The following is a 13,897-nucleotide window of genomic DNA, read 5'->3' as shown; positions in this document are numbered from 1 at the left end:
CCACTCAGGAACAGATTGGCTACGAGTGGAAAGACGGTGAAGTCTTTTCGATTTCGGATTTGGATCAATTGCGAGCCGAGCATGAAGCCAAGGGCTTTGAGATCGATTGGACGATTCGCGAGAGCAATGTCGGGATGGGGCTGGCCAGCCGTGACGCCGAATTGCCCGCCAGTTTGTTTCAATCGGTCAATCCCATCTTTATCCTGCTGCTAGGGCTTGTTTTCTCGGCCCTGTGGACACAGTTGCGAATGCGGAATGCGGATCCCTCCTCGCCGGTCAAATTTGCGTTTGGTTTGGCGCTGCTGGGGCTCGGGTTTGGTGCATTCTGGTACGGCGCCGTCAACGCCAATGGGCGCGGGATGGTTTCGATCAGTTGGTTGTTGCTGGGGTATCTGTTGCAAACGATGGGCGAATTGTGCCTCAGCCCGGTCGGGCTTTCGACGATGACCAAGCTCAGCCCACGGCATCTCGTCAGCACGGTGATGGGCGGTTGGTTCTTGGCGACCGCGTTTAGCCAGTACCTCGCTGCGATTATTTCCCAGTTGACCGGCGTCAGCGAAGGCGGGGACACCGGCAGCGTGATTCCGCTGCCTACCGAAACGGTTGACGTGTACGGCGGTGTGTTTGGTACAATCGCAGTCACTGCGATGCTTTCGGGGCTCGCATGTTTGCTGTTGTCGCCATGGTTGAGCCGCTGGATGCACGAGCAGGATGAACGATAAAGACGATGCACGTGTGATTGGTTTGCTGCGTCGCGTGATTCGCGACTGCGGCAAACTGTACAACCATTGCGGCCAATGGATGGTGCGCCGTTATCCCACCTTGATCGAAGGAAATCCGAACCAGTTCGTCGAGCTGATGGATGACCTGCATCGTGGTTTGTTGATCAAGGTGTATGTCACGATCGTTCGCGCCGACGATCGCTGGACCAGTGCCGAGAAGCGTGTGGCTGCGGCGATGATCGATCATTTGTGGGGAGAACAGCTGCAGGGCGGCCAGCTGCGCGAGGCAGCCACCGGGTTGTTCAAACAAGCCGATCAACTGACCTGGGAATCGCTTGTTGCCCCTTTTGTTCGCTATGCGCCGCTTGCCGACAGCAAGGCGCAGGTCGAGACGATTGTGATGCGTTTGGCTAATCTGGTCGCCAAATGTGACGGTCAAACGATGCCCGAAGAATCGGTCGCTCTGCATACGCTGCAGCGTGATATCGACATGGCGTTGCACCCGGCAAACCCGAAATCGACTCTCGCGCCAATTGGAACTGCATCCTCCGAAGGCCCTTCGGCGATGGCGTACCAGCACCAACAGCACCCGGGCGGCGCCGAGACGAACAAGGCCGCCGAGCCGGAAAGCCCCGCCGAGCGTGAGCGGCGATTGCAGGCGGCCATGAAAGAGCTCGAGTCGCTGATCGGATTGCAGGGTGTCAAAGACCGAGTTCGCAGCTATGCCAACTTTCTGAGGCTACAGCAGCAACGTAAAGACGCGGGATTGGCGACAATGCCGATCAGTTTGCACATGGCGTTTATTGGGAACCCCGGCACCGGCAAAACCACGGTCGCACGGATTGTCGGCCAAATTCTCGGTGCACTCGGGACGCTTTCGTCCGGGCACGTGATCGAAACCGACCGCAGCGGACTGGTCGCCCAGTACGCAGGCCAGACCGCGGTGAAGACCAACGAGCTGTGCGATTCGGCAAAGGGCGGCGTGCTGTTTATCGATGAAGCGTACAGTTTGGTCGACGCATCGGGCGACGATGCCTATGGACGCGAAGCGATCCAAACGCTGCTCAAGCGAATGGAGGACGACCGCGAATCGATGGCTGTGATCTTGGCCGGTTACAGCGACGAGATGGACAAGATGATCCGCAGTAACCCGGGGCTGTCATCGCGGATCAATACCAAGATCGATTTCCAAGACTACACGCCTTCGGACCTGGGCCGCATCTTTGAAGGGATGTGCGAGCAGAACCAGTATCAAATGCCCAGCGAAGCACGCCATCGCCTATTGATTGGTTTTCAGCATTTGTACGAATGTCGCGACCGCCATTTTGGGAACGGTCGTTTGGTGCGAAACGCATTCGAAGACACGATTCGCCGCTTGGCCGATCGCATCGCCGAAGTTTCGGAATTGACCGAGTCGCTTTTGACGGTCCTGCTCGCCAGTGACGTCAGTGTCCCTGGGGTCACTGGCAGTAAGCTTGATGCGCTCGTGGCCAAACCGCATGTATTGCGTATCCAGTGCAATGGGTGTCAACGCAAAGTGCGGATCATGCCCGAGTCACTCGGGATTCGCGTTCGCTGCAAAAAATGCGAGCACATCCAATTGGCCGACTGGGCCGAGGTCAGCGCAAAATAGATTTGAATGTGGGATAGACTTCTAGTCTGTCGTTCCATTTCGTCCATCCATGATTCACCCTCCCTTCCGGGAGGTCGGCCGCAGGACGCGGCCGGGGAGGCTGGTGAAACGACGCTTGCACTATCCACATTGCTCCGCCATCCACATTGCTGCACCGTCGTAGCGAAACTCGCCAAGAGTTTTGTGCACCCAGACGAGCCGAAAGTCTTCGCGACTTTCGCTACGATGCCAACCGCGACAATGCTGATGACAGGCTGGAAGCCTATCCCGCGCCTCACGCGGTGGGTGGTACAAGCCCTTCGGGCAATTTGCCTTCGGCCACTTCGTCATCCCATTGGTCCATCAACGGCCAGCTGTCCGCGAGCGTTCCGAAGTCGGCCATTTTCAAATAACCACGCACTCGATCGATCGTTCGGTTCAAGAACTCTTTGTCGTTGCGGAAGATCGGTCCGTGACTCGGAGCCAACCATTTGACGTCGCTGTCGCGAATTCGCTCTAGCGATTTTACGAATGCCTTGATGTCGCTGCCGTGGTGAGCATCGATTGCTCCGATACAACCATCGCGATAAATGTTGTCGCCGCTGAGCAGCACGTCGCCATGACGGAACGCCAATTGGCTGTCGGTGTGGCCGGGGGTGTGCCAGACTTCGAGTTCGATGTTGCCAATTTTGATGATGTCACCGTCATTGACCTCGTGCTCGATTTCGACCGGAGGCATCGCGAGTTTCAGATTCTGAGCCTCGATCTCTGCCAATGTGATCAGCGTGTCCCCTTCGCGTAGCGGTTTGGCCGCTTTGGGGTGCCCGGTGACCGTCGTCTTCAGCAGCTGCTTAGCCTTGGCCAGTCCCTGGATGTGATCGACATCCGCGTGGGTCGCGACCAGCGTCTTGCAGCGAGACAGCGGGAAATCGAGTTGCCGAATGATCTCGACGAAATCGTCCACCGTTTCTTCATAGCCGATGTCAATCAAAATCCATTCATCTTGATCGTACACCAGGTAGACGTTGCAACCGAGGACCTCGCCAGCTTGAAAATTAAGCTCGATCACGCCTGGGAAAATGGGTTTACGAATCAACATAACGAATGAAATTTGAAGGAATGAATTAGCCGGTGCGATATTCTACGCAGGCTCGGGGAACCGCGAAAACCCGGTTGACACCCTAACCGTGCCGAATGAGTGTTCTGCAAACCAAGTGTCTTGCACTCAAACGGCGTCAATTTGTCAAAAACGAGAGCGATTTTGAGCCTTTGCGTCCCAGCCCGGACTTATTTACGAGGTTCGAATCATCTGGCGTAACTTCGTTCGCAATTCTCAATTCGGACGAACCTGCCGAGAACACACTGTATGACAGCTTCCAGGCTGACTCTGATTTCGGCCGCCTGGAAAGGCAAGTTGTGTGGTCTCGATGGTCCGTTCCAGCCTAGCGGACAGTATTCTTCAGGATCGACGCCAAGCCTTCGCGATAGCTAGGGAAGCTCAGTTTTGGCAAAAGGTGTCTCTTCAACCGCCGATTCCAGATTCGTTTATTGCTTTCGCTTCGCATTTGCTTGGCCGAACCCACCGGCGGCGGCTCGAAAGCCGGCGGTTTGACGCGGCATTGACGAGCGATTTCGCAGTAGAAATCACGCCTTGGCATCGGTTCATCGTCCCCTACCACATACATCCGGTGGGCAGAGTCCTGCCATGCTGCGAATACGGCGCGGGCAGCATCCTCGACATGAATCAGATTTAAATAGCCCTCTTCGGCGGACACGATTGGTTTCCCTTGCAAAACCGAGTCGATTCGCGGCACACGGCCGGGGCCGTAGATCCCTGCCAATCGCAGGATCGTCCATGGGGCGCCGGGGCGATAGCGATGCAGTAATTCCTCGGCCTGTAAATGCACCCGCCCCCCTTCGCGATTGGGGTTCGTCGGGGAGCGTTCATCGACCCACTCGCCGCCGGTTTGGTGGTACACCCCCGTGGTGCTGATGTAACAGAGATGAGCCTGTTCGGGCACGGAATTCAGCAAATTCCGCAATCCGCCGACCTGCGACTCATATCGCGACATCCTGCTCGCCGAATCGTAGCTGACCGCAACCAGGATCCGGTCGACCTCGGGCAATCCTTGCAAACTGCTGCGGCAGGTCCAATCGGCAAGGATCGGCTCGATATCTTGTTGCCGAAGTTCCGTCGCCCGGTTCTGGCGACGGGTGGTGGCGAAAACGGTGTGTCCCGAATCGCGAGCCATTTTGGCGACCACGCTTCCGAGGTAGCCGCATCCGATGATCAAAATGCGTAATTTAGGCATAAAAGGGGGCTCAATGGTGATTAACTCGTTCGGCGGGGCAGTTTGGCGGCTTCATTTTTCCCATTCTTGCTGTACCAGCTACAATAAAGCCGCGATCGAGTCGACGGCGGAGAATGCGTCGCTAAAGCAATTCGTTAGAAACTCAGGTTCGCACCATCGTTTACGAAGTCTCAGCGAGGAGCTGCCATTGAATTCGACAGTAGCGTTAACGCCCCCTGCAAGCAACGTCCCCAAGTTTGGCATCGTCCCCAAGTTGGGCAGCGCCCCCAAGTTTGGCGCGAAGGGAATGGCGATTTTTTTAATCCTTTTGTGCCTTGCCCCGGCGGTTCCCTCTGCGGAGGCGCAGGATACGTCCGCGACGAGCAGCGGGACGCTGGTTTCGGTGCCAAATTCGCTGCAAGGCTTGCTGCGTCGTGGCGGAACTCCCGCGTCGCTCGAGCAAATGCGGCTCTTGGAACGACAACAGCAACAGGTCTCTAAGCTGGCGCGAGATTGTACGGTCAGTGTCCAAATCGGTGCGGCTCAGGGATGTGGCGTGATTATTACCGATACCGGCTACATCCTCACCGCCGCCCATGTGGCGATGCGGCCCCATAAAAGTGCGGTAATCCGTCTGTCCAACGGTCGCACCGTGATGGCGACCACGCTAGGCATGAACCGTAGCGTCGATGCGGGGTTGATCAAGATCAACGACGGACAAAACGAAGGCCAACCGTGGCCTCACGCGACACTCGGAACCAGCGATAAATTGGTGCCCGGCATGTGGTGCGTCGCGACCGGGCACCCCGGCGGCTTCGACCGTGATCGAGGCCCCGTGACCCGCGTCGGACGTATTTTGACCGTCCGTCCCGACGCGATCGTGACCGATTGTGCCTTGATCGGAGGCGATAGCGGGGGGCCGCTATTTGATATCGAAGGACGCTTGATCGCCGTGCACAGTCGGATTGGCAACGATGTCGCCGACAATTTGCACATTCCGGTCGATCATTACGATATTTCTTGGAAACGGCTGGCCGCCAGCGAAGCGTGGGGCGTGCTGCCGGGGTTTCGGCCGGTCTTGGGAGTCTCTGGTAATCAATCCGAGTCCGTTGCTCGTGTTCGCGAAGTCAAGAAAGGGTCTCCGGCCGAAGACGCGGGGTTATTGGTCGACGATGTCGTCGAGCGTTTTGGCGACGTGAAGGTGACCGATTTTGGTTCGCTGATCAAAGCCGTGGCCGATACGATGCCCGGCGAGCGGGTCGAGGTTTGGGTCAACCGTAATGATCAACGGGTTCGTGTCGTCGTCGAAATTGGACGCGAGGATTAGCGGAATGCCTCGACGATGTAGGTAGCTCGGTCGTAAACTAGTTGGTACGCAGGAGGAGGATTCCCTTCTGCTCTGGTGTCGTATTGTTGGAGACAACGTTTTGAATTCATTGCTTTTAGATCCGCCTCGAAGTTTGCACCGAAATATGTACAGACGAACCGTTTGCGGTGTGATCATCTTGATCGTTGTCTCATTGGGATTTGTCGATGCGGCCCATGCCCAGCAATCGCGGACTCCCCAGTGGTTGCGTCAAGGTTTCAGCATCAAAGTCTCGCACCGCCGTGACAACGGTGAAATGATGCAATTGGTTGATCCGATCTTGGGCTCGGTGCAGCAGTCGGTGGTACAAGTGACCAGCGGCGGACGCCCCGTCGCTCTCGGCACGGTCGTCGGGGCTGATGGCTATATCTTGACCAAACGCAGTGAACTCAGTGGCGGCGACCCGATTCGCGTGCGATTGCACGATGGTCGCTTGTTACCCGCCCGCGTTGCCGCAGTACGTCGTTCGAACGATTTGGCGCTGCTGAAAGTGGATGCCGATTTTGATTTCACTCCGGCTGAGTTTTATCCTCAGCAACCTCCGGTGGGCAGTTTTGTCATCACGCCAGGACGCACGGGGCGACCGATTGGGATCGGCAGCCTGGGCGTTTTGGAGCGACGGGTGGACCACAAAGGGCGGCTCGGCGTGGTGCTCGGCAACAGCAGTAATGGGCGAGCTCGGGTTCAAGGCGTTTGGCCTGACAGTGGTGCCGATGAAGCAGGGATTGAACCCGAGGACCAGATCATCGCGATCAATGGCCAAGAGGTTTTCAACAGCGACAACGTGATCAACACCTTGCGAGGCATGTTCCCCGGCGAAAGTGTCCAGCTGACGATTTTGCGGTCTGGCAATACGATGGAGATGAATGCAGGGATCCGCGAGTTTGGAGTGCTACAAGAATCAGAGAACGATTCACGCGTCAACGGACCTCGCAACGTCCGGCTTAGCGGGTTTGATCGCGTGTTCCAGCACGACACGGTATTGGATCCCGATCAATGTGGTGGTCCCGTGGTCGATTCCTCCGGTCGCGTGATCGGTTTGAACATCGCACGCGCCGGCCGTGTAGTCAGCTACGCGTTGCCCTCGTCGCTAGTGTTACCCGAGATGGTGAACATGTTGCAAGAAGCCCGCGGCACAGCGAACTAGTCCCACGTCACAGAGCAAGCAAGTTTGCACGTGGCGGAAGTCACACTCACAGGTGTCGCCGTCTCTCCCAAGCTGCGCTCGGGCGAGGTGCCCTGTGTGCCAGCCACCTCTCCCAAACGGAGTTTAGGGAGCGGTCGAGCAGAGCCTTTAGCGATTGCTCGGGTGAGGGCTTGCCTCCAGCTCAATCGATCGCTCCATTGATTTTGCTTGCGGGCGGAGCAGGCAACTGGCAACTACAATGTTTTCTTCATGCTGCTTGCTCGCAACCGGCTGGGCGTAATAGGTTATCCGGTGCCTGCCGGTCCACGGAATGGAATTTGCATTTCGATTTAACAAGCAAGCTGTTGGCAATTTTCGCTACAAGATACATCACAACGTTAGCCCAAACGGGTAAGGGGACTTCGCTGAATGATTCCTTCCTTCTTGCTTAACGAAACACGGGAAATCGGCTGAGCCTCGAAGCGAAACCGATTGGTTCCTTCAAGGGAATTTGGATACGACATGGCAAAACTGCGCTGTACATGCGGACAAATATTTAGTGTCAAACCCGAAATGGCGGGCAAGGTCGTCACGACGCCTTGTTGTCAAACAAAAGTTCGCGTGCCAGCTCCCAAGTCGACCTCACCCGCACCCGCTCCCGCACCGGCGCCCGCTGCCACCTCGAATCGCATCGAAGTCAAATGTCCTTGCGGTCAGTTGCTGGCCATGGCTCGCCCCACCTCCGCTGTCGAGGTGGCATGCCCAAAATGCAAACAACGTTTGCGTGTTGGAGGCCCCGCAGCCACACCCCAACCAATCGCTGATACTCCGCTCGCAAACAAAGATTTGTTTGGCGACTTGCCCACCCCAGGTGCAGCGGCTTGGAGTTCGCCAAGCCAGTTGCAACCTTCGCCCTCGGCTCGCAAACCTGTGGCCGCTGGAACCTCCAAGCCAACGATTCAGAAGCGACTGCCACGACTCGGGTTTTTAGAAGATGGATTCGGAGTCCCGATCCTGCTTGTCGCTGCCCTTGTCTTCCTGGGGATCTTTACTGCCTTGGGCGTATATCTACTGGGCGAAGCCAACGAAAACATGGCGCTGGCGGCGGCTTCCGAAGATTGGCAGGCGACCGAGGGCAAGATTCTGGACTCTGGCTTTGACGTCCGCGGCATTCAGCGACGCAAGCAGGCCGCGACGATTCGAGTTCGCTATGAATATACCGTTGGTGGCGCGAACTACACCGGGAACAAGTTGTCTTTTGAAAAACAAGATTCGTTCTCGCCCGCAGTGGCCGAGGCCAAGCTGAAGCCGTACCCGCCCGGTGCGCAATGCACCGTCTATTACGATCCTGAAAAACCGACCGACAGTGTTTTGATCAAAGGGACGCAAGGCAGTAACCAGCTCTATTTCTGGCTCGGGCTCGCGTCGATTCTGTGTGGAATTGTGATGGCGATCGATTGCGTGCTGGGCGCCATCAACGCTCACCGCTTCCCACCTCCAAAAGTGCCGTTGTTTTAAAACTTTTAAAACAAGGTGCGCTGACCGACACCACTCAAACGACCGCAGGTCCAACCGTGGGATAGGCATCCTGCCTGTCATCAGCCTCGCCATCGCACTTGAAGCCGATTCAATCGGTTGAGAGCGTGTTCCATAAGTAGCTCACCGTGATGCCATCCGTTTTTCTGGCTTCTGGATCGAAGTGTTTCACAGAAGGTCAAGATCGACGAACGCTATAGGGCGAGTGCGTGGCGGCGCAGCCAGCGAGGGAACCAGACTCGAACATTCTCCGAAATCTCGCTGTGGACAGCGTCTTTTCTTTAATAATCAACACCGATATGTTCGTCTTCTCCGGATTAACGGGAGTTAATAAGATAATTCGCCGATCAAATGTCATTTTAATGCTGACCGCTAGCTCAACGGAGATCCTTGGTTCACTCGCATTTGGGATGCTCGTGGCTGTAACGACTCACGTGGTATATTTGCTGCGAACCCGCCGAGACAAAGTAGGACGTCTTCGAGGACGCTTCGCTTCGACGTGCATTGGTGTTGGCACCTTTGCCGGGATGATTGTCACGATCAACACCCGTCCAGGGTTCACTACACTGCCTGTGTTTGGTGGCATGTTCCTTGGATGGTATGTTGCACGGCGGATGGGGATGCTTAACACGACGCATGAAACGATAGCGTCAGAAACGGGCCACGTGATGGACCCACACAATCCATACTCTCCCCCAGGAGTATTGACTAAAATCGACGGCAACCAAAGCGGCGAACAAGCGGATGCGAGCGAGTCGCCGAATTGAGTTTATGGCAGTGGTTCGTCAACTTCCGCGGCTTGCATATCGCAACCGCTCTGTCGTTAATGAAATCGTACTCGTGCTCCTGCTCCTGCTCCTGCTCCTGCTCGTGCTCGTGCTCGTGCTCGTGCTCGTGCTCAGGCTCAGGCTCAGGCTCAGGCTCAGGCTCAGGCTCAGGCTCAGGCTCAGGCTCAGGCGTCAGCCGGTACTCCTACTCGAAACGGGGCAGCAAAGGCGGCGCCGATCTTCGATTGCGAAAGGCACATGGTATCCGGATTCGTGTTGATTCGTGAGTTTCGTGGCTAGTTCCCCGCTGCGACCGCCCATTCCCGGAACTGGGCCGCGTCACCATTTGCTTGCACCTTAGGCCCGGCGGAAGGGCCGGCAAAAATATGTGGGGCAAAAAGATGTTGGGACCGATTGGTGCCAGATAAGGAAAAGAAGCGGTAATGCCATTCGTTTTCTAACCTCGCATGTTTTAATCTATTGTTCTTTCGCGGGTGTTAGTGTTTGTTTTTAACGTAGTAGCCCTGCATTTGGTTGAGTTGACGCGGATTTCTGTCGTCCCTTTGGTGCTTCGAAAGACACCGCCGAGTCGCGACTGTGCGCTCCGAGCTCTATTTCGCAGCGGAGTTGGCAGTACAGAATGTGGGTCATGCAGCTGTGGCAAAATCTTGTGACGTCATCCAGGGAAACCGGTGGCAAACAGGGAGCACAAAGCTTAACCTAAGCCAAAGAAACCTCGGTCTACTCGCCCAGAGTGGCCGGTAGCGAGTTTTTACATAGAAGATCAACCGCGGCCACCCGGTTTTCGCAAACGTTGAACTCAAACGTCATCCCATCTGAAAGGTTCCGACTCTACGATGCGTCTATTCATTGCAACGCTGATCACCTGTCTTTCGATAGCGACGAATGTAGAGGCACAGTTGCCTGGCGAAGTCTCAGATGTAATGCAATTACTGTCACAAAAGCGTGCGAAACAAAAGGCGGTCTTCGACGCCGAAATGAGCAAGGCAAATCGCATCGCAATCGCAGACCTTACAAAGTTCGCGAAATCGGAACTGCGAAAAGATAACCTTGCGAACGCAATCACTGCTTGGCAGGCGATCCTGGAAATCGATCCGAAAGACGATGACGCTCGGCGTGAACTCGAGAAACTGAAGCAGGCACTCGAGGGAATGCCCGCAAAACAACTCCGTGCAGACAGCTCCATGACGGGAGTCGAATTCTCCGGCGCCGGATATATCCAGACGGCAATCCACTACGCAGGCTCCGTTCCAGTCGTAGTTGTTGAGGCGATTGTCGTTCCGAAATCCGTTGGCCAAAGCCAAGCCGTGATTGGCGATTTCCATAGCGGTGGACTCGGCCTCGAACTCATGACGCACAACGGAGTTCCTAAATGGACCTTTTCATGCCGCGACGGCGACAGCTACAAAAAGGTCTACTCGACCAAACCCGTTGCACTTAACAAACGTGCTCATCTAACCGGCGTGAAGAATGGAAACTTCATCGCACTCTATGTCGACGGGCAGCAACAAGGCGACTGGATTCCGATCTCTGGATTCAAAGCGTCTCGGTTCCCGTTCTTGATTGCCGCCGACCCAAACCAGAACGGCCAGCCAGAACGCATGTTTACGGGATTCATCGATTCTGTCCGTGTTCTTCAGTCTAGCACCCCGCTCCCCAAGCAATTCCGTCCTAGCGATACGCTGCAGGCCAATCGATTCAGCTCATTGATGCTAGAGCTAAACGAAGGAAGCGGCACGACGGCAATAGACACCTCGCCCAATCGTCGAAACTGCGAACTGCATGGAGCGAATTGGACTCGACTTGATCCTTGATCGCTAGATTGCGGGTAATGATCCCTGCCTACCTCGAATAGGAGAGCTCTTTTGTCGATGCAACTGTTTCGCCGTGATTCTCGCGGCTATTACATTCACGATACCGTCGGTGGCTCCATCGCAAGATGTCCAGAGCTTCATCGCGCAAACTGAACAACTCCCACGCGTTCAACGAATCCGAGTGTATGAAAACGCTCTTTCCCAGCAGCGAATCGATCCTACATCGCGACTCGCAATCACGAAGGCTTTTGCCGAGCACGCTGTCAAGCTCTCGCCGCTTTACAGTCCGTCAACCCAGTGGAACGCAAGGCCGTGGATTGCAGCATTGGGTGCGGGTTGGAAAGCCGATCCGTCCGATTTGACATTGTCGATTGCTTATTGCCAAATGCTTATCGACGCGGGCGAAATGCGCCGTCTTGCAACTGTAACAGAACAGTTTCAAAAGTCACATCCAAACAGCCACGAAGCGAACGCTTGGGCGGCTCTCGCCTCTGGGAAGCTCACTCAGGGGCCTCTCGAGTTTCCACTTCACTTCTGCGTTCTCACCAAGAGCCCTGTTGCGAACCGAAACGCAACTGAGGCGCAATGCAAACGCGAGGTTGAGATCCTGAACAATACGTTCCGTACGTCGGATGGAAAGCAACTCGTCAAATTCACATTCAAATCGTTTACTCCATACAAGGCGATCACTGGCAGTGACGAAGAGTTTCTGCAGTACGGGGATTCGACAACGAGCTACAATTCGAACGCAATGGCCGATGCATTCAATCGATGTGATGATCCGGCGATCCGCGACAGAAATGCGATCAACGTATACATCTTTGACGCTTATTCACACGCGGAGGGTTTTCGAGACATTACCTCGCACGGGACACGCAACTCCAATCGTCCTTATGTGCTTCTGGATCACGCAAGATTAAACAATGCGATCCAAAACGCAGAGGCTCACGAAATGGGACACGCATTCGGTCTTGGGCATGTTGGTGTTCCGAACGCCAAGCTGAGCACATCGACCAATATTATGACCAGTGCCGCCGAGGAGTTTGGGAGCGGAGGCAAACGCGACATCGGGTTTTCGCCAGCACAGTCCGCCATCATCCTTTATCATGCAGTAAGGACTCACTCGCGACTCGGACTTGATTGAAGTGAGGCAGCCATCGCGTGCATGCGGAGGTTCGTTGGATCGGTTTCACAAATGAATGTGCAACTCATGGGGCCTAGTGGCGCGGGCCGTTCACGCCGCTGAACGTTGTGGTTAAGCTCGGTCCACCTCAGGCTTCCTCCGACCTCGGTTTCATGGGATTCGCATTTGATGTCATTGTTCGATAGGTGGCGGCCGACGTTTGCAAGCTGACGCCTGTCGATCGAGCACGAGCACGAGCACCAAAGCCGAAGCAGATGTGTGCATCCGAGTGTGGCTTGGGATGTCTGGTTGGCGAGCGGGGGAGTGCGGAGACAGGGAGTTGAGAGTGAAGAGTGAGGGAGGCTGTTCGCGACCGAGATTGCACGATCCTGCCGAAACCTTGCGTTGCCTTCAAGCGGACGCATGTCAGTAATTGTGTGCGGGCTGAAGTGGGCAGGTTCTCGGTGAATGTCGTTCGGCAATCGCCCGGCGGAAGGACTGGCAAAAATATGTGGGGCAAAAAGATGTTGGGACCGACTGGTGCTAGATAAGGAAAAGAAGCGGTCATGCCAATCGTTTTCTAACCTCGCATGTTTTAATCTGTGGTTCTTTCGCGGGTGTTAGTGTTTGTATTTAACGTAGTAGCCCTGCATTTGGTTGCGTTAACGCTAATTTCTGTCGTTCCTTTGGGGCTTCGAAAGACACCGCCGAGTCGATACCTGGGGCTCGCGTCCCAGGCTAGCTGCCGCAATTAGCGATCCGTCGCGTCGCGACTGTGCGCTCCAAACTCTGTTGCGTAGCGGAGTTGGCAGTACAGAATGTAGGGCCTGAAATCTTCCTGCCTCCATTTTCCTGCCAGTCCTTTTTATCGGGAATGGCTGGCGTGCCGCGAAAACTGAGGCCGGCGATTGGCGTTCATTGGCGTGATTCGCGGGCAGAACTTTAGATGCATTCGTAGCCTGCGAATGTTGCTGCTGGTAGTAAGTGCTCGAAGTGAATGAGACAGACGGTTCTGAGGCCATTGGGCGACCCACTGGGCAAGGGACAAATATTATGACACCCGAGGAGAAATCGGTGGCAAACCGTCAGTATGAAGCGTATCCTAGCACCTGAGAGACACCCCGCTACTCGTCTTGCCGTTACAAACGCTTCGCTATACAGTCCGATTAGGTAATCCCAGTTCGCATTTAATTCGCCACGCTCGTCTCGGGGCGACTGCAAGTACGTCGAGGGCGAGCATACGCTTGCAATACATCGACCGCTGCTTCACCACCGGGCATGCGGGGATGCATGTGGCGGTCTTATTGCAAGTAGCCGGCGATATAGACTAACGCATCGGCTAGTCGATAGAGTTTGTTCCAATGGAATTGTGGCCAGCCCATTTGTCCTGGGTGTGAATCAAAGAAATGCACTACTGATTCTTTTTTTAAAGACTCAAGTGAAAGTGGTGTATAGACCTCTTTTTTTCGTGTGCTCGATCCAGTCCAATTTCAACTAGTCTTCTTAGTGTCGCAACCGG

Annotated in this window: 10 protein-coding genes; 8 read left to right on the top strand and 2 right to left on the bottom strand. The window is 55.4% G+C overall.

The annotated features are described in order from the left end of the window. Both RMSM_RS15970 and RMSM_RS36980 read left to right on the top strand, forming a co-directional pair. Positions 1 to 722, top strand: a 722-nt coding sequence (locus RMSM_RS15970; protein WP_040767328.1) for a POT-type proton-dependent oligopeptide transporter, incomplete at its 5' end; no start/stop codon positions are given. After that, positions 712 to 2,355 (top strand): AAA family ATPase, encoded by a 1,644-nt coding sequence (locus RMSM_RS36980; protein WP_008698142.1) that lies wholly within the window; start codon positions 712 to 714, stop codon positions 2,353 to 2,355. The genes RMSM_RS15970 and RMSM_RS36980, both read left to right, overlap by 11 nt. A 274-nt stretch (positions 2,356 to 2,629) precedes the next feature. Here the strand turns inward: RMSM_RS36980 and RMSM_RS15960 are convergent, their stop codons facing one another. Both RMSM_RS15960 and RMSM_RS15950 read right to left on the bottom strand, forming a co-directional pair. After that, positions 2,630 to 3,433, bottom strand: coding sequence for an MBL fold metallo-hydrolase (locus RMSM_RS15960; RefSeq protein WP_008698139.1), 804 nt, complete (start codon positions 3,431 to 3,433; stop codon positions 2,630 to 2,632). 343 nt (positions 3,434 to 3,776) lie between these two features. Beyond that, positions 3,777 to 4,646 carry an SDR family oxidoreductase gene (locus RMSM_RS15950; RefSeq protein ID WP_008698138.1) on the bottom strand — a complete coding sequence of 290 codons (870 nt, stop codon included), beginning with the start codon at positions 4,644 to 4,646 and terminating at the stop codon, positions 3,777 to 3,779. A 187-nt stretch (positions 4,647 to 4,833) separates the two neighbouring features. Between RMSM_RS15950 and RMSM_RS15945 the strand changes: the two genes are divergently transcribed. The 6 genes from RMSM_RS15945 (at position 4,834) to RMSM_RS36975 (ending at position 12,399) form a co-directional block, all read left to right on the top strand. Then, positions 4,834 to 5,952: a S1C family serine protease gene (locus RMSM_RS15945; RefSeq protein ID WP_236622165.1), complete on the top strand. Its 1,119-nt coding sequence runs from the start codon at positions 4,834 to 4,836 to the stop codon at positions 5,950 to 5,952. A gap of 145 nt (positions 5,953 to 6,097) precedes the next feature. Then, positions 6,098 to 7,138 (top strand): S1C family serine protease, encoded by a 1,041-nt coding sequence (locus RMSM_RS15940; RefSeq protein ID WP_144057690.1) that lies wholly within the window; start codon positions 6,098 to 6,100, stop codon positions 7,136 to 7,138. 600 nt (positions 7,139 to 7,738) lie between these two features. Next, entirely contained in the window at positions 7,739 to 8,635 is an 897-nt protein-coding gene (locus RMSM_RS15935; RefSeq protein WP_160168301.1) for a DUF3592 domain-containing protein, read from the top strand. Between the two features lie 380 nt (positions 8,636 to 9,015). Next, positions 9,016 to 9,420, top strand: coding sequence for a hypothetical protein (locus tag RMSM_RS15930; RefSeq protein ID WP_144057689.1), 405 nt, complete (start codon positions 9,016 to 9,018; stop codon positions 9,418 to 9,420). An 857-nt stretch (positions 9,421 to 10,277) separates the two neighbouring features. Further along, positions 10,278 to 11,255, top strand: coding sequence for a LamG domain-containing protein (locus tag RMSM_RS15920; RefSeq protein ID WP_008698127.1), 978 nt, complete (start codon positions 10,278 to 10,280; stop codon positions 11,253 to 11,255). A gap of 181 nt (positions 11,256 to 11,436) precedes the next feature. Continuing rightward, the gene (locus tag RMSM_RS36975) at positions 11,437 to 12,399 is read left to right on the top strand and encodes a hypothetical protein (protein ID WP_144057688.1); all 963 of its coding nucleotides are present in this window, start codon (positions 11,437 to 11,439) and stop codon (positions 12,397 to 12,399) included. Positions 12,400 to 13,897: the final 1,498 nt, after the last annotated feature.

The organism is Rhodopirellula maiorica SM1 (assembly GCF_000346295.1).
GTDB classification, from domain to species: Bacteria; Planctomycetota; Planctomycetia; order Pirellulales; family Pirellulaceae; genus Novipirellula; species Novipirellula maiorica.
The sequence above is the reverse complement of the archived record's forward strand: the minus strand, read 5'-3'. Positions and strand labels throughout refer to the sequence as shown.

Excerpts from the sequence above, each read along its gene's own strand:
- RMSM_RS36980 (WP_008698142.1), top strand. The coding sequence starts at position 712 with ATGAACGATAAAGACGATGCACGTGTGATTGGTTTGCTGCGTCGCGTG.
- RMSM_RS15960 (WP_008698139.1), bottom strand. The coding sequence starts at position 3,433 with ATGTTGATTCGTAAACCCATTTTCCCAGGCGTGATCGAGCTTAATTTT.
- RMSM_RS15950 (WP_008698138.1), bottom strand. The coding sequence starts at position 4,646 with ATGCCTAAATTACGCATTTTGATCATCGGATGCGGCTACCTCGGAAGC.
- RMSM_RS15940 (WP_144057690.1), top strand. The coding sequence starts at position 6,098 with ATGTACAGACGAACCGTTTGCGGTGTGATCATCTTGATCGTTGTCTCA.
- RMSM_RS15930 (WP_144057689.1), top strand. The coding sequence starts at position 9,016 with ATGCTGACCGCTAGCTCAACGGAGATCCTTGGTTCACTCGCATTTGGG.
- RMSM_RS15920 (WP_008698127.1), top strand. The coding sequence starts at position 10,278 with ATGCGTCTATTCATTGCAACGCTGATCACCTGTCTTTCGATAGCGACG.